21 protein-coding genes and 1 pseudogene are annotated in these 23,548 nt (G+C 46.7%); 18 read left to right on the top strand and 4 right to left on the bottom strand.

The features are described from left to right. Positions 1-29 precede the first annotated feature (29 nt). Positions 30-1,349: a nucleotide sugar dehydrogenase gene (locus tag A7975_RS14185; RefSeq protein ID WP_053377286.1), complete on the top strand. Its 1,320-nt coding sequence runs from the start codon at positions 30-32 to the stop codon at positions 1,347-1,349. A 105-nt stretch (positions 1,350-1,454) separates the two neighbouring features. Here the strand turns inward: A7975_RS14185 and A7975_RS14180 are convergent, their stop codons facing one another. The 3 genes from A7975_RS14180 to wecB form a co-directional block, all read right to left on the bottom strand. Then, the gene (locus A7975_RS14180; RefSeq protein ID WP_053377285.1) at positions 1,455-2,180 is read right to left on the bottom strand and encodes a glycosyltransferase family 2 protein; all 726 of its coding nucleotides are present in this window, start codon (positions 2,178-2,180) and stop codon (positions 1,455-1,457) included. Between the two features lie 62 nt (positions 2,181-2,242). Then, positions 2,243-3,226, bottom strand: a complete 984-nt coding sequence (locus tag A7975_RS14175) for a polysaccharide biosynthesis protein (protein ID WP_053377284.1) — start codon at positions 3,224-3,226, stop codon at positions 2,243-2,245. Positions 3,227-3,293: 67 nt separating this feature from the next. Continuing rightward, positions 3,294-4,421, bottom strand: coding sequence for a non-hydrolyzing UDP-N-acetylglucosamine 2-epimerase (gene wecB, locus A7975_RS14170; protein WP_065385523.1), 1,128 nt, complete (start codon positions 4,419-4,421; stop codon positions 3,294-3,296). A gap of 332 nt (positions 4,422-4,753) precedes the next feature. Between wecB and A7975_RS14165 the strand changes: the two genes are divergently transcribed. Both A7975_RS14165 and A7975_RS14160 read left to right on the top strand, forming a co-directional pair. Continuing rightward, on the top strand, positions 4,754-5,863 hold the full coding sequence (locus A7975_RS14165; protein ID WP_053377282.1) for a polysaccharide biosynthesis C-terminal domain-containing protein: 1,110 nt from the start codon (positions 4,754-4,756) through the stop codon (positions 5,861-5,863). A gap of 53 nt (positions 5,864-5,916) precedes the next feature. After that, positions 5,917-6,987 (top strand): hypothetical protein, encoded by a 1,071-nt coding sequence (locus A7975_RS14160; protein ID WP_065385522.1) that lies wholly within the window; start codon positions 5,917-5,919, stop codon positions 6,985-6,987. Between the two features lie 122 nt (positions 6,988-7,109). On the opposite strand, the gene A7975_RS14155 is transcribed toward A7975_RS14160, so the two are convergent. Beyond that, the gene (locus A7975_RS14155) at positions 7,110-8,243 is read right to left on the bottom strand and encodes a glycosyltransferase family 2 protein (protein WP_065385521.1); all 1,134 of its coding nucleotides are present in this window, start codon (positions 8,241-8,243) and stop codon (positions 7,110-7,112) included. Between the two features lie 312 nt (positions 8,244-8,555). On the opposite strand from A7975_RS14155, the gene A7975_RS14150 reads away from it, so the two are divergent. The 15 genes and pseudogenes from A7975_RS14150 to A7975_RS14075 all read left to right on the top strand — a co-directional run bounded on the left by A7975_RS14150 (position 8,556) and on the right by A7975_RS14075 (position 23,533). Beyond that, positions 8,556-12,362 (top strand): phospholipid carrier-dependent glycosyltransferase, encoded by a 3,807-nt coding sequence (locus A7975_RS14150; RefSeq protein WP_065385520.1) that lies wholly within the window; start codon positions 8,556-8,558, stop codon positions 12,360-12,362. 15 nt (positions 12,363-12,377) lie between these two features. After that, positions 12,378-13,379 (top strand): glycosyltransferase family 2 protein, encoded by a 1,002-nt coding sequence (locus tag A7975_RS14145; RefSeq protein WP_053377278.1) that lies wholly within the window; start codon positions 12,378-12,380, stop codon positions 13,377-13,379. Beyond that, on the top strand, positions 13,372-13,806 hold the full coding sequence (locus A7975_RS14140) for a GtrA family protein (RefSeq protein WP_065385519.1): 435 nt from the start codon (positions 13,372-13,374) through the stop codon (positions 13,804-13,806). The genes A7975_RS14145 and A7975_RS14140 overlap by 8 nt, the downstream gene beginning before the upstream one ends. 15 nt (positions 13,807-13,821) lie before the next feature. Beyond that, the gene (locus A7975_RS14135) at positions 13,822-14,478 is read left to right on the top strand and encodes a class D sortase (protein WP_053377276.1); all 657 of its coding nucleotides are present in this window, start codon (positions 13,822-13,824) and stop codon (positions 14,476-14,478) included. Between the two features lie 125 nt (positions 14,479-14,603). Next, positions 14,604-14,756 (top strand): annotated as a pseudogene (locus tag A7975_RS14130) (LuxR C-terminal-related transcriptional regulator); the annotation flags it as partial. A gap of 49 nt (positions 14,757-14,805) precedes the next feature. Further along, complete coding sequence (locus A7975_RS14125; protein ID WP_065385517.1) at positions 14,806-15,000, top strand: hypothetical protein; 195 nt, start codon at positions 14,806-14,808, stop codon at positions 14,998-15,000. 1,636 nt (positions 15,001-16,636) lie between these two features. After that, positions 16,637-16,816, top strand: coding sequence for a hypothetical protein (locus A7975_RS14115; protein WP_065385515.1), 180 nt, complete (start codon positions 16,637-16,639; stop codon positions 16,814-16,816). Beyond that, positions 16,809-17,222 (top strand): hypothetical protein, encoded by a 414-nt coding sequence (locus A7975_RS14110; protein WP_065385514.1) that lies wholly within the window; start codon positions 16,809-16,811, stop codon positions 17,220-17,222. The genes A7975_RS14115 and A7975_RS14110 overlap by 8 nt, the downstream gene beginning before the upstream one ends. Positions 17,223-17,464: 242 nt before the next feature. Then, on the top strand, positions 17,465-17,878 hold the full coding sequence (locus A7975_RS14105) for a hypothetical protein (RefSeq protein ID WP_065385513.1): 414 nt from the start codon (positions 17,465-17,467) through the stop codon (positions 17,876-17,878). A gap of 12 nt (positions 17,879-17,890) precedes the next feature. After that, the gene (locus A7975_RS14100) at positions 17,891-18,301 is read left to right on the top strand and encodes a phage tail fiber protein (protein ID WP_065385512.1); all 411 of its coding nucleotides are present in this window, start codon (positions 17,891-17,893) and stop codon (positions 18,299-18,301) included. Between the two features lie 2 nt (positions 18,302-18,303). After that, the gene (locus tag A7975_RS14095; RefSeq protein WP_065385511.1) at positions 18,304-18,594 is read left to right on the top strand and encodes a hypothetical protein; all 291 of its coding nucleotides are present in this window, start codon (positions 18,304-18,306) and stop codon (positions 18,592-18,594) included. Between the two features lie 3 nt (positions 18,595-18,597). Next, the gene (locus tag A7975_RS14090) at positions 18,598-19,884 is read left to right on the top strand and encodes a hypothetical protein (RefSeq protein WP_065385510.1); all 1,287 of its coding nucleotides are present in this window, start codon (positions 18,598-18,600) and stop codon (positions 19,882-19,884) included. A gap of 20 nt (positions 19,885-19,904) precedes the next feature. Further along, positions 19,905-21,599, top strand: a complete 1,695-nt coding sequence (locus A7975_RS14085; protein ID WP_065385902.1) for a terminase large subunit — start codon at positions 19,905-19,907, stop codon at positions 21,597-21,599. 52 nt (positions 21,600-21,651) lie between these two features. After that, a complete protein-coding gene (locus tag A7975_RS14080) occupies positions 21,652-22,938 on the top strand; it encodes a phage portal protein (RefSeq protein ID WP_082198190.1) in 1,287 nt (428 codons plus the stop codon). Further along, positions 22,922-23,533, top strand: a complete 612-nt coding sequence (locus A7975_RS14075; protein WP_065385509.1) for an HK97 family phage prohead protease — start codon at positions 22,922-22,924, stop codon at positions 23,531-23,533. The genes A7975_RS14080 and A7975_RS14075 overlap by 17 nt, the downstream gene beginning before the upstream one ends. Positions 23,534-23,548: the final 15 nt, after the last annotated feature.

The raw sequence follows: 23,548 nt of genomic DNA, 5'->3' as shown, positions 1-23,548 counted from the left end.
CAGCTAGAAAGAGGGCGAGATCATAGATTATGAGCAAGGAACGATTCAATAACATCCCTGATGAGCCGCGGACGGTAGCCATAGTAGGACTTGGCTATGTAGGCCTTCCGTTAGCTTTGCTATTTGCCCAAAAGGGATTTCACGTGCTGGGCATTGATTTGGATCATCAAAAGATTAAAAAGCTGAGCAGAGGACAGAGCTATATTATCGAAGTAGAGGATCAGGAGATCCAATCGGCCTTGGAGGCCAAACGTTTCACCCCATCGGATCAATACAGCGTTATGGATAAAGCGGAAGCCATTATTATTTGTGTGCCGACACCGCTGACCTCCTATGGCACGCCTGATCTGAGCTTTTTGACGCAGGCAGCCAAAGAAATAAAGAGCAGGCTCAGAGAGGGTCAATTGGTCATTTTGGAAAGCTCGACGTATCCGGGAACGACTAGGGAAGTGCTGCTTCCTATTTTAAGTAAATCCGGTTTGCGGGTTGGGGTAGATTTTCACGCTGCCTATTCGCCTGAGCGGGTAGACCCTGGCAACAAAGAATACCGGGTAGAAAACATTCCGAAGGTCGTTAGCGGAATTACGCCAGACTGCTTGAGCAGGGCAGTTGAATTGTACCGGCAAGTATTCGCACAGGTTCATAAAATGTCTTCGACGGATGCCGCCGAAATGACAAAGCTGCTCGAAAACGCCTATCGGCTGGTCAACATTTCATTTATTAACGAGCTTGCGATGATCTGTGACGTGCTCGATTTAAATCTCTGGGAGATCATTGAGGCAGCCGCTACGAAGCCGTTTGGCTTCAAAGCCTTTTACCCTGGACCGGGCGTCGGGGGCCACTGTATTCCTGTTGATCCTTCTTATTTAGCTTGGAAAATAAAGCAATACGGCATCAGCTCCGATTTTATTCAAACCTCCAATGCAGTCAATCGCATGATGCCTCTGTATATTACGCAGCAGCTAAAGCTGCATCTTGCCCCTAAAGCGTTAACGAGCACGAACATTCTAGTTTATGGAGCTGCTTATAAGCCGGATATTGCTGATTATCGGGAATCGGCTTCTATTGAGCTTATTCATCTGCTGCAAATTGAAGGGGCGGGCGTTTATTATCATGATCCTTACGTGCCTTCCATGCAGGTCGGGGCGCATACTCTCGAGAGTACGCCGCTTACTGAAGCGTTGATTAAAAGTATGGACTGTATCGTCATAGCGACCGACCACTCAAGCCTTCCGTTGCCGCTTCTGCTTGAGCATGCGGCGCTGATCTACGACACGCGGAATGTTACCAAGGATGCGGTTGGCAAAGCTAAGATCGTAAGGCTTGGCGGCGGCAAAGGCGAGCTATAAAGGAATGGCGAGCGACACGAGCTGAAGGCAGCCGGGTCGTTCGTTTTTGTTTTTTTACACGAAAATAAGGATGGCCATCGCCATCCTTATTTTTCTTGATATCGGTTAATAACTTTCATTGACGGCATATCTGCGATAATCGTCGGTATGCGTGATAAAGATGCCATTGTTCAGAAAATATTCTTTGGATGGATGCCAAGTGTGCAAGAGCGGGTCGGCTCTGCGATTGCAAACATAGTTATACCGGTTCGTCGCATAGATTTTGAACCCGGCATGAATGCTGTCACGTAAGAAAGCGACGTCTTCACCGAGCGAAATAGGCTGAAAGCGAACGCGATGAAATACTTTTTTGCGGAACAGCAGCGTTGCGCCCGCCACATGTTTGGTATAAGCATTTTCACGGTTAGGAAAACGCAAGGCTAAGGTTCTGTCTTCCTCCAAGTACGTGTGATAGGTGCATTTTCCAATGATATCGGCTCTAGTCGTATTTAATGCCTTCAAAGCGGAGCTTAAATAAAACCTTGAATAGAAGTCATCATCATCAAACTTTGCGATTACATCATATTTGCTATGCTCAGCCGCAAAATTCAAGCATTCGCCTAAGCTTATAAACTCGGGGAGTTTATAAATGGAAATGTTCGGATACAGCAGCGAACGCTCTTGCCAGTCGGCTAAGTCGAGCTGATCGTTATTTAAAATAACGATTAGCTCCTTATTATCTAAGATCTGCCGATCATAGTTATTGAAAATATTGTACATATACGGGAGTTTGTTCGTACAAGTAACAATCGTAACGCCCGTATCAGCTGCTACCTTCCTTTTCTTCTTCATTGTCACACACACCACCTAGGTTTGTTCGTAAAGGGAAGCTCCTCCTTATTTCTTCAATGGATTTAAATGAATTTTCCTTTTTTAAGCAGAAGCTCAATCTCTTGATTGGTCATCAAATCTTGATCGGATTGGAAATACGGGAAGGTTACTTTAGGCAGGTGATTGTAGTGCGAGAGCAGAAGCTCGGTTGGGTGCGAGGGCAGAATGACAAAATATTGCTCATCGTATTTATAGGAGTTAGGTGATTCCGATAAGGAAATCAACACTTCATGAAGCTTCTCTCCAGGACGAATGCCGATATCCTTAATCGGCGAATGAGCTCCGCCAAAGATGTTTTTCAACACTTGGATCAAATCGATAATTTTGCAAGCGGGCATCTTCATAACGAAGGTCTCGCCGCCGATGGCCACTGCCGTTGCTTTCAATAACAACTGGATGGCCTCTGGAACGGTAAGGAAGAAACGGGTCATATCAACGTCGGTTAACGTTATTTCTTTGCCTTCCACAATCTGCTGCTTAAATAAAGGGACAACACTTCCGTTTGTTCCAAGCACATTACCGCCGCGGATACAAACGAAGCGTGTTTTCTCGCTCATGTCATTGGCTTTAATAATGAGCTTCTCGCCAATCGCCTTTGTCATGCCATAGAAGTTAATAGGATCGACTGCTTTGTCCGTTGAGACGTCGATAACCTTCTCAACTCCCTGCATGATGCTGGCTTTTATAATGTTTTGCGTGCCGAGAACGTTCGTTTTCAGCGCCTCAGTCGGTTGGTATTCGCAAATGGGAACATGCTTTAAGGCAGCGAGGTGGAACACAAAGTCAACGTTTTGGCACGCTTCATATACCGCATCGAAATCACGAACGTCACCAATTATAAATGTCAGCTTTGGATCGTTAAATTTTCTTTTCAAATCAACCTGCGTAAATTCATTGCGGGAAAAAATTCTGATTTCCTTTGGATTGGTTTCCAATAGGTTTCTCGTTAATTCTTGCCCCCACGAGCCTGTGCCGCCCGTAATTAATACGATTTTATCCTTAAACATGTATAGCCCTCCCTGGTAACTTATCCTAAATTCATTTACTGGTCTGCGGCTGCGTCCAATGGCAGCTCTATTTATTCCAAATGGATCTATTCACAATTTTGGTATAGCTCTGAATAATTTTGACCACCTTAATGGAAACATTCGTATCCTGATAATCTGGCGGGATTGGGATATTCGACTGATTATTGGATTGAATGCCGACTGCCAGCTGAATGGATTGCAAAATCTCATCTCCCGACACGCCGCCGATCACGATCGTGCCTTTATCGAGCACCTCAGGCCTTTCCGTACTTGTTCGAATCAATACGCCAGGGAAGTTTAGAATCGAGGACTCCTCGCTTAAGGTTCCGCTGTCGGAGAGCACGCAGTAAGCATGCTGCTGCAAGTGGTTATAATCCAAAAAACCAAAAGGCTTATGAACTTTGACGAGAGGATGGAGCGGCATTTGTTTTTGCTGGAGCTTCTTAAGCGATCTTGGGTGGGCGGAGTAGATGATGGGGAATTGCAAAATTTCTGCGACTTGGTTAATCCCTTTTATTAATGAGGCAAAGCGATTGTCGATATCTAAATTTTCTTCGCGATGCGCGCTTAACAAAATATATTTCTTCTGCTCTAATCCCAGCTTAGTTAATATATGACTCTTGTTAATCTCATTTTGAAATTGCAGGAACACCTCAGGAAGCGGCGAGCCCGTTACGAAAATATGCTCTTTGCGAACACCTTCGTCCAGCAAATACCGTCTGCTGTGCTCGGTATAGGGCAGGTTGATATCGCTGATGTGGTCGACGATTTTCCGGTTGGTCTCCTCAGGCACATTTTGATCAAAACAACGGTTGCCTGCTTCCATATGGAAAATGGGAATTTTCAATCGTTTTGCCGCAATCGCGCTTAAGGCACTGTTCGTGTCGCCTAGCAGCAAGACGGCATCCGGCCGCACGGCTTCCATTAAATCGTAGGCTCGGGAAATGACATTGCCAATCGTCTCGCCCAAGCTTTTGCCGACAACATTCAAATAATGATCGGGTTTTCTGAGCTTTAAATCTTCAAAGAAAATATCATTGAGCTGAGGATCCCAGTTTTGTCCGGTATGGACAAACACATGATCAAAATATTGGTCACATGCTCTAATGACGGACGCCAATCGAATGATCTCCGGCCTGGTCCCTAGGATCGTCATTACTTTCAATTTGTTCACTAATTACCGCCTCCGGGTAGATTGTAATGGTTCGTTCCATTCCCTTTTCTCTGATCTCTCTGCAGCTGAACCATTTTGTTTCCTTACGATAAGTATCACCTCCTGGTCGGCTGCTGCGGGCATGCTTCAAGACAATGTCGGCATGGAAATATTACTCTATCGTATTCCTTAGATATAACAACGGTTTCGGTCATTCATCTATGTCTACGAGATTTAGTTCATAGACTAGGAGGTTAAAGCCCTAATTTTTCATAGCGAATCGCATTGTTGAAGGAACGACATATACTAGAGAGAGATATTTAGGAGTCAAACATGTCGGAGAGGGGAATGTCATGACAAATATTTTAATAACAGGCTCAAACGGGTTTGTTGGAAAAAACTTGTTGGAAGGGCTTGGGAAGCTAGATTCTGCGAATGTTTTCTTATTCAACAGAAGCAGCAGCGCAGAGGAGCTGGACACCTATCTAGCAAACGCGGATGTGATCTATCATTTGGCCGGCATTAATCGTCCGGTCCGTCCAGAGGATTTTCAGGGCAATGTTGAGCTGACGGAGCAAATTATTAAAGGGCTCAAGCAAAACAATAAAAAACCAAAAATAATATTCGCATCGACCATACACGCCTTATCGGATAATGATTATGGAAGGAGCAAAAAAGCGGCTGAGGAAGCACTGATCCAGTTTGGAAGCGAGACAGCGGCCGATGTTTATATTTTTCGATTGCCGAACCTATTTGGGAAGTGGTGCAAGCCGCATTACAATTCAGTTGTAGCGACCTTCTGCCACAATATTTCAAGAGATTTAGAGATAACGATATCGGATCCGGACCAACAGCTGGAGCTCGCCTATATTGATGATGTGGTAAAAAGGCTGCTAGCTGTATTGGCGCAGTCCGAACATAGCGATGGGCATTATTACTCTATTGAGCCAACATACTCCGTCACATTGGGGGGACTGGCAAATCAATTAATGGAATTCAAAAAAATCCGATCAACCTCGATTCTTCCAACGCTATCCGATCCCTTCACGAAATATTTGTACTCGACTTATTTGTCCCACCTGGACCGTCAAGACTTTGCCTATCCCATCCAAACCTTCAACGATCATAGAGGAAGCTTGTTTGAAGCGATTAAATCGAAGCATGCGGGCCAATTGTTTGTATCTACGACAGTGAAGGGAGTAGAGAGAGGGAATCACTACCACAATACGAAGGTTGAAAAATTTTGCGTTATAAAAGGAAAGGCGCTCGTTAAATTTAGGCATATATTTGAGGACGAATCGTTCACTTACACGTTATCGGATGAGAAAATAACGATTTTGGACATTCCGCCGGGGTATACGCATGCCATCGAAAATATTTCCGAAGACGATTTAATCGTATTGTTTTGGGCGAACGAAATCTTTGACGCGAGCCGTCCTGATACGTACCCAAGTCAAGTGTAGCCGGTAAAGGATGGGATAAGACCACCTAAACCATTAAAAGGAGCGGGTTTCTATTGAAGAAAAAGACAGTAAAACGCAAGGCAGCGACAAAGCCCAAGGCAGCGGCAAAACGCAAGGGCAAGGTGCTAAAGCGAGCATCAGGGAAAAGGAAAGCGAAGGTCGTCAGAAAACGAACAGCAAAGCCAAGAGCATTAAAGCTTAGAAAAAAAGGGAGAAGAAAAGGGCTGCTGAGACGAAAAAGGGCGCGTGCTTCCGTTCGCGAGGAACGGCCGCATGAAGGCAATACGCGAGTCATTGTATATATCCCTTTTAATAATCTGAATGTACGGGAGACGCTGCCTTCCTCTATCTCGGATGTCACGCTTCCTGAAGCGAACACGCAGTTTACAGAAGAATGGATTAATAAAAGAGTAGCTATTTTCATGAACTTTACGTTAAAAAGCCTGCAAAACCAGACCAATCCGCATTATCTTGCTTACATTGTTTATCATGACAGCTCAAGGATGTACATCGATCAAGCGCTCCGCAACTATCCTCCTTTGCCTTCGAATATTACGTTTATATCTGCCAGCGAATATGAAAACGCGGTTATTAGCCAGTTGAATGGCTATAAGTACTGGTATGAGCTTCATCTTTATAGCGATGACATGTATCATAAAGCGTATATCGACATGCTTTACAATTACAGGCCAAGACCCGAAACCAAAGTATTAATCTGCCAAAACGGCTACATCTACAACTCCGTTTCCGACGTGCTCGCCAAATACTTTAATTTTTCCAGCTCCTTCAATTGCTTAATCTACAAGGTTAGCGATTATTTGAAAGGGATAAGGCATAATATTTTCCAGCCTTCCGAGACTGGCATTTGGACGGGAGCGATCCAGCTTCCGCACGAGATCATTCCGCACCCGGTCTATATCAATCATAGCCATAATGCCAATACCGCTTTCTTCTTTGCGCAGGAAATACAGAACAATGTGGCGCTTGACGTTTGGACCAATCATGAAGGCCAATACTCTTTGTTTGGAGAAATCATTTACGATCCTTATTTGAAGCAACGGATATTAGGAGATTTTATGGGAAGCTACCCGCCGGTTGCAAGCCCGGCTCTCGCAACCGCATAACTTAAACAGCCAGGGGCTGCCTTGCAAGGTTATGAATCTTGCATGCAGCCCCTGGCTTATGGATTGCCGAAATAAAAAACAGCCGAGCAGCAATTGTAATGCTGCTCGGCTGTTAAATCCTTTTAAGCCAACTGGTGGATGGAAGCGGAATGGTACAGCTTTAAAAACTTGGAATCTTCGGAAGCATCGAAATTATAGTTTTCGATTGGAAGGCTGTAAAGCATTTTATCGATATGATAAATATCGGGAAGCGGCTCTTCTGTGCGGTATAGCAAGAAATAAGGGGTATCCACTGATTTAAAGCCTTCCTTGATCATATCATTAATCGAAGCGTTAGGATGCGAGAAGTATTGGGTACGAGAATCAGGATTGAGTTGGATAATCGGAAGTATGCTTTGGTCTGGCGTCACGTCATAAACGATTACTTTATAGTTTGATATATTTGATTCATATAACGTTTCTAGATTTTGCGTGAATTGCGGGGAGGCATTTGCTGCATAGATGATTACCGTTATGAGAGGGCTAATATTTCTCCGCAAACGGGCTTGATGCATGACATGGTACATAATATAGCGGCGGTTGCGCTTTTTCTCTATATTATTTTCAATTTGCATCGAATTGCTGTGAGGGGTTGTAAGCATGAAGTCCATCAGCAGTTTTGGCACATAGACTATATCGCAAATTTCAGTCAGGCGCAGAAAGTAATCATAATCCTCGACAGGGGTGTACTGCCAGCCTGCTATTCGCATCGCATATTCTTTCTTATACATAAACGAGTAGCCGATGAAGTAGAAGTCTACTAATTTTTCCTTCGGCTGGTTTTGCCAGATTAACCACGTTTTTGTCGTGTCCAGTCGCCTGCCGTCTCTAATAAGGCCAAAGCAGCCGTAAGCCAGCCCGACGTTTGGAGGCGATTTTTTTAATTTATTTCTTAACGTGCCTACGAAGTTGCGATAATAGTAATTATCGCTGGATACCCAAGTCAAATATTTGATTCTGTGCTGCTTCTGCAAAATTTCAAAGCCAACGTTTAGCGCGGTCGCGGTTCCCTGATTCTGCTTCCGAGGAATGACACGCACCCTCTTATCTCTGCGGGCATAGTAGCGCGCGATTCGCAGAACATTGCTCGTAATTCCGTCTATTACGATGAGCAGTTTAAAGTTTCTATAATTCTGGCTAAGGATAGACTGTATCGCCCTCCTGAATAATTTACTGTCCTGTGTATACACAGGCATTACAATCCCTACATCTGCCATTACGTAACATCACTCCCTTATATCTAGTTACCCACATTATTGTATTCTTCCGTTCCTTTTCAGCCACGGCACCCTCCTAGTTTCTTCCTGTAAATAGGCAAAGTTTCATAGGGGAATTCAAAGGCAGGATTGAAGAATAGACGATGAGGAGAGATGCCCGCATTTATAGCGATCTTTTTCGTTATTTGCATTGACCATGCGGTTATTATCCTTTAGAGTTAATATGTCATGCTAATTGAATAACTAGAATAATAATTCCATTTAAATTCCATTAATCCCCACATAACCTAATATGAGGTGAACAATCAAGCAATGTTCAAACTATCCTTCCGTTCAATGGCAATCGTCCTTCTCCTAGCTCTACTATGGCCTGCTGTCATGGGTCATGCTGCGACTAATCTCTTAAAAAACGCCAGCTTTGAAAATGTAACGGCCGGAGCGCCGGCTGATTGGAATCATGACGCATATTTAAAAGAAGATAATGTCACGGCTTATTCGGTCTCAAGCGACGAGTCGCACACAGGAACGTATTCCGCCGTTCTAGAGAATAAGGGAGCCAACCATTCGCGGTGGACCCAAGTTGTGAACGTAAAACCTAAAACGACTTATAAGCTGTCTGGATATGTGAAGACGGAGCAGATCGGGCCGGATGCAACCGGAGCGCATTTCTTCGTTGACGGAGTTGCCGTTACATACCCGGAAGTAAAAGATACGAATGGCAAATGGGCGTACGTTCATTTTTATGCGAAGACGGGCAAGGATCAAAAGAGCATTACGTTTGCCGCTAGTCTTGGCGGCTATGGGGCCATCAATACAGGCAAAGCCTATTTTGATGATGTAAGCGTGGAGAAGGTGTCGAAGGCTCCATCGGGCGCGGAAGTATTCAGCTTGGTGCCAACAGAAACAGGACAAGGTGCTGACGCCACAGGGGCTGGCGTATCGGTATTGCCGCTCATTTTGTTCGGTGCGCTGTTTTGCTTGCTGTTCGCTGCTGTATACAAGAAGCTGTTTCGCGATCGAGGCTGGCTGGACGAGAAGCCGCATTTGCATAAAGTGATATTGGTCTTTGTACTCTTAGGGGCGCTCGCTCTGCGATTCTGGATTGCCATTGCGAGCAAAGGTTATGCCAATGATATTGCGTTGTTTATGGCTTGGGCCGATCATGCGGTGAAGCAGGGCCTCTCCGGCTTTTACCATACCGATATGTTTGTAGATTACCCACCCGGCTATATTTATATTCTGTATGTGCTAGGCGCTGTCAAAAGCATGCTCGCGCTAGACGCATCCTCTAATGCAGCGATGCTGCTGTTCAAGCTGCCGGCCATTCTAGCTGATCTTGCGGCTGCTTATTTTATTTTTAAAGCGGCAAATAAGAAAGCCGGCTATTCGGTAGCTTTAGGGCTGTCGCTGCTATACGTATTCAATCCAGCGATTATTGTAGATTCAGCGGCTTGGGGCCAAGTGGATTCGATTTTTGCGCTGGCGCTAGTATTATCCATTTACGGCATAGCGGAAAATAAAATCGAGCGCGCATCCGTATGGTTCGCGATAGCTGCGCTCATTAAGCCGCAAGCGTTCATTTTTATGCCGGTGCTGCTGGTCTGGTTCGTTTATCGGAAAGCCTGGAGAAAAATCCCGGTGAGCGCATTCTACGGCTTTACAACGTTTATTTTACTCGCTCTGCCGTTCTTCTGGGGCAATGGAGGATTAGCGGGCCTTATTAATTTGTACCGGGGAACGTTATCCTCTTACCCTTATGCAACGCTAAACGCCTTTAACTTTTATACGCTGACCAATGATAACTGGAAGCCGATCACCGATACGTGGCTGCTGTTTTCGTTCCAGACATGGGGCATGATCTTTATTTTGGCGGCAGTTGCGCTAGCGGCGTATTTCTCCTTTAAAAAGCTGGACGGCGATTCGTCGAAGCGGGCTTTTTACGTAGGCATGGTGCTCATTGTTGTCGTGTTTATGGGCGTAACGAAAATGCATGAGCGCTATCTGTTCCCTGTTCTATTGCTTGCGGTCTTTGCCTTTATTCAATCGCTTGACCGAAGAATGCTGATGCTTTATTTAGGATTCAGCCTTACAAGCTTCATCAATATCACATACGTGCTCGATTACAGCAAAGTCAGCACAAACGTACCGTTTAATGGCATTGTCCTCTTGTGCTCGCTAGCAAATATTGGGCTTCTGCTTTACTTGCTTTATATCGGATATGATAAATATGTACGCGGCAAAGTGAAGCCGGTAAGCCCTCTATTGGAGGAAGAGCTTCAGCAGTCGGACGAAAATGTGTTGGCTCCGTTTAAAGCAGGAGCGGTTTCGAGATTGAACCAAGAAAACAATCGTCTCGAGCGCAAGGATTGGATATGGATGGGCGCTGTTACGCTCATTTATGCCATCGTTGCTCTCTACCAGCTAGGGGAGATGAAAGGGCCGGTAACCGTATGGCAGCCCGCAGAAGCGAATCAAAGCTTCATCGTTGATTTGGGCGGAGTGAAGCAGCTTGACCGCATCAATAGCTTCGGCGGCGTAGGCACCGGGAAGTTCAAATACGAATTCAGCCAAAACGGCACCGATTGGGATAACGTAATGGAAATGGACAGCAGCCATGTCGCTGTCTTTACGTGGACGAGCCAGCCCGCGGCGCTGCAAGCGCGTTATGTGAAGCTGACAACGGTGCAATCCGGCTTCTCCATGCATGAAATCGCGATCTATGAGCAAAGCAACAAAATACCTTTGCCGATCGTTGGTATAAATGATGAACAAGCCAAAAATGCCAAAAGAGGCAGCGTGCCGCAGCTGTTCGACGAGCAGAGCCTTGCGAAATATGATGCGACCTATATGAATGGCTCTTATTTCGATGAGATCTACCATGCGCGCACGGCTTATGAGCATTTGGAGCATATCGTCGCTTACGAGAACACGCATCCGCCGCTTGGCAAAATCATCATCGCGCTTGGCATTAAGCTGTTTGGGCTAAATCCGTTTGGCTGGCGCGTCATGGGCACGCTGTTTGGCATCGCGATGCTGCCGCTCATGTATTTGTTTGCTAGAAGGCTATTTAAGAGCAGACTATACGCAGGACTTGCCGCTGCGCTGTTCGCAGCCGATTTCATGCACTTTACGCAAACGAGAATTGCAACGATCGACGTTTATGGCGTGTTTTTCATCATGCTGATGTTTTATTTCATGCACAAATATTATTCGTTGAATTTTTACCGGGTCAAGCTAAGCGTGACGCTGCTTCCATTATTTTTGGCAGGGCTGTTTTTTGGAATCGGAGTCGCATCCAAGTGGATCGTGCTTTATGGCGGCGCCGGGCTTGCGATCATGTTGGCTATTTCCTTATTTGAACGCTACAAGGAGTATGCGGCAGCCAAGCGCGTGCTGCGAAATGATAAAGCGGAGTCTGCATTCAGCTTAGACAAGCTGCAGCATATCGTAAACGTGTTTCCGCGTTATACGATCATTACGCTCGCGGTATGTCTCGTCTTCTATATCGTTATTCCGCTCTCGATTTATGCGTTGTCTTATATTCCGGTGCTTACCGTTATGGATGAAGGGTACACGCTGAAAAGTCTTATTGATTATCAGAAGCATATGTTTAGCTATCATAGCCATCTCGTTTCGACGCATCCATTCTCCTCCTCCTGGTGGGAGTGGCCGTTCATGAAGCGGCCGGTGTGGTACTACTCAGGCGACAATATGGCGCCTGGAATGAAATCAACGATCGTAGCGATGGGCAATCCGCTCATTTGGTGGGCAGGCATTTTTGCGATGGCTGCGACGATCTGGCTCAGCATCAAACGGAGAGACCGGGCGATGTATACGGTTTGGATCGCGTTCTTGGCGCAATACGTGCCATGGATGCTCGTGACTAGGCTCACATTCCTATACCACTACTTCGCTATGGTGCCGTTCATCATTTTAAGCTTGGTGTATATATTCAAAGTAATCGAAGAGAAAGAGCCGAGCTTTAAGCGCGTTAGGAACATCTTCTTGGTTGTATCCATTTTATTATTTATTGTTTATTATCCTGCTCTTTCCGGTATGACCGTGCCAACTTGGTACGTTGAGCATGTGCTTCGCTGGTTTCCAAGTTGGTTATTTTAAGAAAGGGGCATACGGATGAACAAATCACCTGTAAAATACAGCGTTATCGTTCCGATGTATAACGAAGAAGAGGTCATCGAGCATACGTATGAGCGGCTGAAGGCCGTGATGGACGGCGCGGACGGTTCGTATGAGCTTATTTTCGTCAATGACGGCAGCAAAGACCGTACGGTTGAATTGATTTCGATGATCGGCGACTTTGATCCGAGTGTCCGCCTTATTAACTTCTCCCGCAACTTCGGGCATCAGATTGCGATCTCGGCAGGCATGGATTATGCGCAGGGCGATGCAATTGTTGTCATTGACGCGGATTTGCAGGATCCGCCCGAGGTTATTCTCGATATGATCGCGAAATGGAAGGAAGGTTATGAGGTCGTTTACGGCAAACGGCTGAAGCGCAAAGGCGAGACTGTCTTCAAGAAGCTGACCGCGAAAATCTTCTACCGGACGCTGCGAAGCTTGACGAACGTCGATATTCCTGTTGATACGGGCGACTTCCGGCTCATTGACCGCAAAGTATGCGACGTGCTGCGCGGGTTGAAGGAAAAAAACCGCTTTGTGCGCGGGCTGGTCAGCTGGATCGGCTTCCGGCAGACGATGGTCGAATACGAGCGGGAAGAGAGGTTCGCGGGCGAAACCAAATATCCGCTGAAGAAAATGATTGCTTTTGCGATAGACGGAATTACCTCGTTCTCCTACAAGCCGCTCAAGATTGCGACGTATATCGGGTTCACCCTATCTTTCACAAGCTTTCTATACCTGCTGGTCGTTATTTTCCAGAAGCTGTTCACGGGCAGCACGATTGCAGGCTGGGCATCGATCGTCGCGGTTAATCTATTGTTTAACGGCATCATCCTCATGCTTCTTGGCATTATAGGCGAATATATCGGACGAATTTATGATGAATCCAAAAACAGGCCGCTGTATATCGTGCGCGAGGTCAAAGGTTTTGCCGATGAGGAAGCGGAGCGGAAAGCAGAAGCGTTGCAGACCGATCGGAAGAAAGAGTATGTCTAAAGAGTCCCGAAAAAAGCTTATCGTTCAATTTATAACCTTCAATATTGTCGGCTTGCTCAATACGGCTGTCGACTTCTTGATGTTCACCGCCTTGATCTGGTTTGGCGCCTATTATCTGCTCGCGCAGGTGGTCGCATACAGCGCGGGGATGATTAACAGCTTTGTGCTTAACAGCCGATATACGTTTAGTAAGAGCAACCATACATCAAGCGACACGAAGAAGCTTGGCATGAGCGTAAGGTTTATCGTATGGAACGGTATTTTGCTCGGCGTCACGCTGCTTCTGCTCGCTGCTTTAACGCAGTGGTGGGGGCTCAATCATCTTGTTGCCAAAGTTATTGTAACGGGGGTTACCGTTTTGCTTAATTTTTACGGGAGTAAAAAATGGGTTTTTACAACGAATGGAACACAGGCCGAGAGCAGCTAGCGGAAGGTGGGGAAAATGAAAAAAATATTTTCTTATACGTTGGTCGTCGTTGGCATTCTCATATTGCTCTACCCAAAAGCGAATGAATGGTACGAGAATCGCCAGCAGGATAAGCTGATGGCAGAGTGGGAAGACGCAAGCTTCGATGAAACGCCCCAGCAGCAAGCGCAGCAGCAGTATGAGCAGCTGACGGATCTGTTTAACGAGGAATCCACCGCTGCAACAGCGCAGCCAGCAAGCACGCCTACAGAGGCTCCTACGACGGCTCCGCCCGTTCAAAAAATCGCATCGATCGCAACGCTTAAGATAGACAAAATAAAACTTAAGCTGCCAGTGGTCGAGGGAGCAACCCAGAAAAATATGAAATCGGCAACGGCCCATCTAAAGGAAACGACAGCCATTGGCGAGGTCGGCAACGCGGCTATCGCCGGGCATCGGATGCGTTCAAAGGGAAGATTGTTTAACCGGCTCGGAGAGCTTGAGGTGGGCGACAAAATCGTCGTGGAGACGAAGGAAAAAACCTATACATACAAGGTATATAAAGTATCGATCGTCAAGCCAACCGACGTGTCCGTCCTTAATTACAATAACAAAGATAAGCTGCTCACCTTAATCACTTGTGACCCAATTGTAAACCCCACTCACCGCTTAATCATTCACGCAAAAATGTAAACGGCAGCAGAGCCCATTTTCGTTAGGCAGCAGCACCAATGGTATCGCCCCTTCATAGTATAAGTTGACTGTATCCCTTAACCTTGTTAAACCATAAAAACCCGCGCAAGGAGGGGTGACAAACATTGAAGGGTAGCGACCATAAGAGCAAGTTTTTATTGACGCATCGTGAACGCGAGGTATTCGAGCTGTTGGTACAGGACAAGACAACAAGAGATATCGCACAGCAACTATTCATCAGCGAGAAGACCGTCCGCAACCATATTTCTAATGTAGTATAGTTTGAAGCACACAACAATTGTGTGCTTCTTTTATAGGAGTGAGAGTATGAATAAATCTTTACCACAATTCAAATCAGCACAAGAAGCTATGACTTATTTTGAGAAGTATGGACGCCTTGAGTACTTCGGGCGTGGAACGGATATGGCTCGCATCATTAACTATCATGTCAAGGATGGTCGGTTGCTGCGGATCTATATTTACGATAACGGTAAGGTTGAATATATAAATCAGGGGCAATGACGCTCCTGATTTTTTGTTTCCCCATCAAACACCCCGAAAACACTACGAAATTCCTCAAAACAAATTGAGCAATTATTGTCCAAAAATTGGTTGTGAAGTGTGCGCCATTAGGTTTCAGACGTGGTAAATTGATATCATAGGAAATCGAGAAAGAGAGCAGCACGCGACACAACCATATGCCTGTTTGACGGAGGTAGGCAATAAAACGGCGGCAACATTTAGCCCTCGTAATAAGTCCTGCAAAGAGCCGCAAGGGTAGAACAAGCGCGAATGACTGGATTGAGTATCGAAGACCTTAGAGAATGAAGCCGTTGCATAAAACCGCTGGACCCGGTAAAGGAACGACGGTGGATGTTCTCGAATGACAAAGCGGCCCGCGTCGATATGTAGTTTGTGCTTATTTACAACGGCGGCTGTAGTGCCAATACAAATCATGTCGAACATCCTGTCGTGGAGGTGTTCGGCGTTGATGATTAAATGTCTCTGCTCTGATCTTTCACCTAACAGCTACGCTCCGCTCTTTTCGGGTGGCAACCGAACTAAGGATAAGGACTCACACCTTTTCCTCGTAGCATGATTAGCGGAGCAATTACGATTAACGGTTCTCTTGACGGTATTTTTTAACATCGATATAATGACCTTGTTCTTACTCCAAAGTTACAAAGTACGTATATCTTTAAACCTAATCGCCGTTCTACGGCGTACATTGCATTTAATGCGGAGCGAAGCGTACCGCATGCCTTGCACAACCTTATATCGTTTTATCCAAGTCGCCCAAATGGAGCGGCTTTTTTTATTGCCTTGAAAGGAGCTGTCGCGATGGTAGACGAGGAAACATTGCTTTGCGTGGTGTGCGGCTTTTCGTGGTGTGAATGCGGCATAGAGGATGAAAGATGCCAGAACTGCGGCGATGTCGACCGTGCGACATGCGGTTGTTATGAATAATGGGTAAGTCAGCATGGAGCAAGCAGCCGGAGCAAGCAAAGGCAACAACGAGCAGGCCAGAAGTGCAGACGTTAACAGTCACATATAAGTGCGGACATGAGGGAGTTCGAAGAGAGATCGTTTATCCTCATGTCGGCATTTCGCACACGTTGCAGTGGATTAGAAGAAATGTGAAATGTGGTGATTGCTATGAAGCCATGAGCAAAAAAGTTCTATAACAGCAAGGCTTGGAAGGACTGCCGCAAGGTGAAAATCGAAAGCGTTCATGGATTGTGTGAGCGTTGCGATAAGCCGGGATACATTGTCCATCACACGGTCTATCTGACGGCAAAGAACATAAACGATCCTTGGATATCGCTTAATGTGGAGCTACTCGAATACACTTGCCGAGATTGCCACAATGAGGAACACATGGGTACAGCGGAGCCTATAACGGCTCAAGGAACGGCTTTTGATGAATACGGAAATCTAATCCTGGTCGGGGAGGGATTCAAACGTGGATAAAGAGATTTGTGCGCGCTGCTTCTTCTCTAGCTTGTGCGCTAAATGCAAACTACCACATTGTAATGGGAACGACTATTTCCCAGCTCAAGGAGGTCTGAAACATGAAGCATCCAAAGGAACTAAAGAATCTAGCTTGTCTAGTACTTGTTCTATCGACGTTGGTCGTGGACAGCAGGAGAGAGCGGCTATGAGTACTAAACGCGGTCAATGCGGCAAATGCGATCATATCGCGGACTATAGCGAGGAAGAAGTTAAAAGTCCGGCAATGGTTGCTTGTAAGAATGAGTTTTGCCGAAGTAAATCAGTTTGGCGTGTTTGGACGGATGATGAAATAGAACGAATGGTGAGGGGTGAGAAGGTTGAATAAAAAACCTATGTTTAGTTATGAGGAATACGACCGAGTTTATCAACGCACGGTAGATGCGAATGTTCGTATTGGCGAGTTGCTCGCGGAGAATAAGAATCTTAAACAAAAGGCTTCAATTAACGATAAGCTGCAATACTTGGATAGGTTGCATTCTGATAAGTTTAAAAATGCCGATCGTATCAAACGAGTTTGTGACAGTATCGAGAAAGACTTGGGGTTGAGCAAACCTTTCAAGGTTGGCGATCTAAAGGTGAATATTAAAATCGACGTTGACGATCTAATAGCCCGGTTGAAAGAAGCTATGGGCAAAGTGCCTCATACTGGCGGTTATGTAAAGGCTTCTGAGGAAGCAGCTATTGAAGAACCTGTATACGGTAGGGACACGAAGACTATACAGCGGGGGTAAGCGCATGAACGGGTTTAAAGCATTGACTATAATGGTTGTGGCTTATCTCTTGTTCATGGTTGCCATGACTTTAATATCTAAGATGTAATAAGGCGCTGAATATGGCGTCTTTTTTTGTGCCCAAAATACCCCCCCTTCTTACTTTTAGGAAGTGGAATCTGGCAGACCGCTGTCCCCCATTTTCATAATACACAGGTCACGCGCGAGGGGGAGGGGTCATTTGCAAAGGAGGTGGACGAACCATGAAAGAGCGGAAGGTATCGCAAAAGCCCATCGACGGGCGGACGGTAGGCGCCAAGAAGTCGAGAGTTACGAAGGAAGAGACAAGGCTTCTTAAGATATTCGCCAAGCTGCCGCCTGATGTACTTTCGATAGCGCATGGATTGATTAGGCGGGCTGCTCACATGCGGATTACACTGGACGACTATGAAAAAGACATTGACGAAAAGGGTACGGTCGACCTTTTCAAGCAGTCGGCAACGTCGCCGGAGTACGAGCGGACGCGGCCCGTAGTCACGAACTATAATTCGCTGGCTAAGAACTATCAAACAATCATCAAGCAGCTTACGGACTTGCTGCCGAAGGCTGACGAGGTGTTCGACCCCAATAAGAGTAACGACGGCTTTGACTCATTCGTTGATAAAAAGAATATATAGGGGGTTTTTATAATGTCGGGTTCACTTTCTCCTCAAAGCAAAAACAACATGCTTGACGCTGAGCTAGCGGGCACGTTATACGTCGGTTTATTCACGGATGCAGCGGGCTTACTATCCAATCAAACGCCAACAACAGAGGCGACGGCAGGCAATTGCCCCGGCTATACCCGCCAAGCGGTAACACATGCAGCAGCAGCAAACGGATTAAAAGAAACCAATTCAGCCGTAGCCTTTACAGCGACTGGAAACTGGGCTACGGTTCGCTACGCTGGCGTTTTTACCGCTGTAACGGGCGGAGCGCTCAAGTATTGGGCAGACCTTCGCGCAGCTGGTGTGCTGGCTCCTAAAACGCCTACAAACGGTGAGCAAGTCACCATTGCCGCAGGCGAACTTGAAGCTACTCTAATTTCTCCGGCGACCTAACCATGATCTATAAAATCCGTGGTGAGATAACGACATTCGATGGTGTTCCTGTTATTGTCGCGGCATTGGGCGTGTACCCATTGGAGTTGATCGTACAGGATGTTGAGGTGAACGGCGTTGACGCGTTCTCCTTCGAAGCTATGACAGTTGGTGAAGAAGTGAAGACGGCAGTTTTTAACGATCTAAAGCCTTTTGTTGATAGGTGGGGCGGTTGGATAGACTGGCATTTTTGCAGCCATGACGACCCGATCAAGAAGCCCTGCGCTATAGCGGAGACATATACGAGGGGGTAGCTCATGGCTTACTATCTCCAATTTGACGGTGTGGATGATTACTTACGAACACCCACGTTGACGTATACAAAAGTCGTTATCGACATGACGAAGGGCACGACGCTCAATAAAATTTACGTGGACGATAGCGGCAGCGCTCGGTTGTTCGAGAACGCAGCAGGTGAGGAAAAGCGGAGCACGTACTCAATTATCAACGTTAACGGCGTTACCGGGAATGGATTCAACAACATTTTCAACGCTGGGGAAACAGGGGTTCTAACAGGCGAATTAGGAACAGCTAGAACATTCCCGCTGACGTTCTTTTCGAACAATGCTTTGCAGGCCGGGAACTTCATGGATTGTATTGCGCGTAACATCAAGGTGTACAACGGTGCGGTACTTGTCGCTCACTATGATTTGACTTTAGGTAGCGTACAAGATCAATCCGGCAATGGAAACCACGCAACATTGGTAGGCGGGACGTGGGCCGAAGAAGGCGGAGGCCCTGTTATCCACGCGGTAACGGGATCGGCTTCTAGCGTGTCTGCGGCGTCTGCTGCGGTGGGGTTGAGCGCGCCTGTCTCCGGCTCCGCATCTTCGGTGAGTTCTGCGGCTGTGGTCGTTGGTCGGTCAATGTCGGTTAGCGGATCGGCTTCGGTTGTATCTAGCGTATCGGCAGAGATCGGCAGTACTGGCCCTATCAATCATCAAGTGTCCGGCAGCGCGTCCGCTATCTCCGGGGCAGCCGCTACCGTTTCGCGTAGGTTGGCTGTCGTCGCTTCTGCGGCGTCTGAATCGCTCGCTACGGCGTCCGTAGGTTTGAGGTATAAAGTTACCTCCCAAGCGGTCGCAATAGCAGAGGCGCGGCATAGTGAGGCGGCAAAGGTTGAATACAGATTTATCCTCAAGGGATCGCGGGGCCGGAGCATTGTTTTACGCGGTTCCCGTCGCTCCGGGGTTATATTGCGAGGTGGTAAAGTGGCAATTCGGAACAAGCCTATTAATATGTTTGCAGGCGATACAGAACCGATCAAAGTCGAGTTATTTGAGGCGGACGGTGTGACCCCGATGAACCTCACAGGGCTTTCGCTAGAGTGGATCATGCAAAGGGAAGCGGGGGCTTCTGACGCTCTGAGGAAGACGATTGGAGCCGGGATAACGGTCGTTTCTGGCGGCGTATCTATCAGTTTCGAACAAGCTGATACGCAGAATCTACCGACAGGCACTTATTACTATGTCGGACGAGAAGTAAACGCCAAGGTAGAAACGCTATTCCTCGGTTCTATCAAATTAATTAACGCAGGGTTTTGAAATGGGGTGATAGATTGGGGATATTGAAAGAGTACCCGCTTACGTATAACCCGATCCTTAAATATTGGAATCAGATAGAGAACGGCGAAGTTGTCGTAGGCGAAAAGGTGCGCCGGATGTATCGCCAGCTCGCCGCCGACATTTACGATCAAAGCACCGAGTACGAATATAGCGTGAAACACGCAAACCACGCTATTGAATTTATCGAAAACTTTTGCAAGCATAGCAAAGGCTCTTGGGGCGGTAAGCCAATAGCGCTTGAAGATTGGCAACAAGCCTTTATAGCTGCCATATTCGGTTTCATTCACAAAATCGATGGAACTCGCAAATATCGCGAGGTGTTAATGGTCGTGGCCCGGAAGAATGGGAAATCGACTGTTGCCTCCGGCATTGGCTTATACTTGCAAATCGCTGACGGCGAAGCGGGAGCAGAGGTTTACGCTTGCGCCACCAAGAAGGATCAAGCCAAGCTCGTTTGGTTAGAAGCCAAGCGCATGGTCAATAAATCTCCATCGCTTCGGAAGCGTATAAAGCCGCTTGTCGCGGAGCTTGTCGGATTGCCTAACGATAGCACCTTTAAACCGTTAGGAGCCGACAGCGAGACGCTTGACGGCCTCAACGTATCCGGCGCGATGATGGATGAAATACATGCATGGAAAACGAAAGACCTTTATGACGTTATCGTCGATGGTACAAGCTCGCGGGAACAGCCGCTAATAGTCATGATCACGACAGCCGGGACAGTTCGAAATTCAATCTACGATCAAAAGTACAACGAGGCGAAAGAGAAAATCGAACGCCTCGGCTTCCCGTACAAAGCAGGTGAGGAAGACCCGCACGAACGATTCTTGCCGATCATCTACGAATTGGACGACCGTAAAGAATGGGTTGATCCTGCTTGCTGGCCCAAAGCTAATCCGGGCCTTGGAACGATCAAGAAGCGTGACCAACTAGCAACGAAAGTCGCAAAGGCGAAGGCAAATCCGATGCTTGTTAAAAACTTGCTGACGAAGGATTTCAACATTCCCGAGACAAGCGAGGAAGCATGGCTAACATTTGAGGAAGCGTACAACGAGGCGACCTATGACATAGAGGATTTGCGAAACACTTACGCGGTAGGCGGTGCCGATCTATCTAGCACGACGGATTTAACATGCGCTACGCTGCTCGTTATGAAACCGGGCGACGATACGATATACACCATTCAACAATACTTTCTGCCGGAAGAGAATTTCGAGCAGCGGGTTAAAGAGGATAAGATTCCTTACGATGTGTATCATGAACGCGGCTGGCTGACGTTGAGTGCTGGCAACAAGATCGACTATAAGGACGTAACCGCATGGTTTGTGAAGATGCACAAGGAATACGACATTACGCCAATGTGGATAGGCTATGACCCTTACAATTCCAAGTACTGGATCGACGAAATGATCGAGGAAGGGTTTGACATGCGAGTAGTCCGGCAGGGCGCGCTAACAATGAGCCAGCCGATGAAGGAAATAGCAGCGGATTTCGCAGCGAAGCGGGTCAATTACAATCACAACGCCTTAACACTTTGGAATCTGACGAATACGAACATTAAGGAAGACGACAACTCCAATATTCGGCCTGTAAAAGGCCGTAACCAAAAGGCGCGGATCGACGGTACGGTTTCCATCATAAACGCCTACGCCATCTTGTACGAGAACATGACCGATTTCAAAGCACTTATTTAGACCACGACGTTCGTCGAATTGGTCTATTTGTCATGCGGAGGGAGGTGAGAAATTGAAAGAAAAGCGTTCAATATTCCAAGAGGCCCGTTCATTCTTCAACATGGTTTTTGGCGGCAAACAGCCTTCAAACAATCATAGATACATGCAAATGATGAATAGCGCGCCGACGCTCTATGACTTTTCTGGCGACGCCTACGACAGCGATACCGTCCGGGCTGCTGCTGACGCATTCGCAAGGAATGTCGGCAAGCTCAAGGCGAAGCACATTAGGCGATTGGATGGTGAAGTCAGCTACCCTAAAAACTCTAATGTTGAGTGGCTTTTGCAAACTAGACCGAATCAGTTCATGAATGCCTATATCTTTTACTATCGTTTGGCGACTCAATTTTTGATGTCAAACAACGCGTTTATATGGGTTAAGCGCGACGCCATGAACCGAATAGAGGGATTCTATCCTCTTACATCATCGGGCGTCGAATTGATCGACGTCAGCGGTCAAATGGCAGTTAAGTTCCGTTTTTACGACGGCAATGAATACGCGGCCCCTTACTTTGACGTCATTCACTTGCGGCGATTCTTCTACCAAAACGACATGTTTGGGGAAACGAATAAAAGGGCTCTGAATCCGATCCTCGACCTTATAGCGGCTACGAACGCAGGGCTTAAGAATGCAGTTAAAACGTCAGCTATCCTCCGCGGTATCTTAAAGTTCGGCAGCATGCTTAAAGAGGACGACATGAAGAAGCAGACCGAAGCGTTCAAACGCGACTATCTTGACGCGAGTAATCACGGCGGCATCGCTGCAACTGATTCAAAGGCTGAGTACCAGGAGCTTAAGAGTGATCCGAAAATGATCGACGACAAGCTCATGACAGCTATGGCTGACAAGGTTTACGACTACTTCGGCACTAATAAAAAGATTATTCAATCCAACTATTCGGAAGAAGAATGGAACGCTTTTTACGAGTCGATGATTGAGCCATTCGCCTTGCAAATGGGCTTGGAGTTTACAGCCAAAGTGTTCAGCGATAGGCAGCAAGGGCATGGCAATGAGATTTTATTCGAAGCCAATCGCCTACAGTATGCCAGCAATGACACAAAAGTCAAAATCATTGAGACGTTAGTCGACCGCGGCATGATGTCCATCAATCAAGGCTTAGAAGTCTTCAACCTCCCTCCAATTGAGGGCGGTGAAAAGCGAATTATGAGCCTTAACTTCATTGATGCGGATAAGGCTAGCGAGTATCAGCTAGGAAAGGTCAAGTCGAACGATGAAGTCTCGAAAGAAGAGCAGAATGACCCGGAGGGAGGTGAGAACAAAAATGACGGTGACGAATGAACGGTTAATACGATTGTTTGAAGTTGAAGCGCGATCTGCTGACATTGACGGTGGTTCACAGGAGCTTTTTGTGGAGGGCTATGCTGCCACGTTCAACTCTCCGACGGTGCTATATTCGTTCGATGGCGTTGATTACAAGGAAGTTATCGACGCTCGCGCATTCGAAGGGGCTGACATGTCGGATGTGATTTTTAATTACAATCACGGCGGCAAAGTTGTGGCTCGCAATCGGAACGGCACGCTTGAGCTTAAGACGGACAATAAGGGCTTGCATATTCGGGCAAGACTTGATGGAACTGTAGAAGGTCGCAACCTTCATCAAGAGATCAAGGACGGCTATATCGACCGTATGAGTTTCCGCTTTGCAGTAGACGTTGACGGCAGCAAATACGATCGTGCAACGCAAACGCGGACGATTACGAAATTTAAAAAGATTTACGATGTATCAGCCGTGGACATTCCCGCATATGACGATACGAATATTTCGGCTCGTAGCTTCTTCGAAGCAGAAGCGGAAAAAACCAAGCAAGAAGCTGAGGACGCCGAACAACGCCAAAGGCTGCTGCTTGCACTAAACATATCTCTAGCGCTTTAAGAGCCATCCGTAAAC

It is taken from the genome of Bacillus sp. FJAT-26390 (genome assembly GCF_001682865.1).
GTDB lineage: Bacteria > Bacillota > Bacilli > Paenibacillales > Paenibacillaceae > Pristimantibacillus.
Note: the sequence above shows the minus strand (reverse complement) of the source record. Positions and strands in the feature narration are given on the sequence as shown.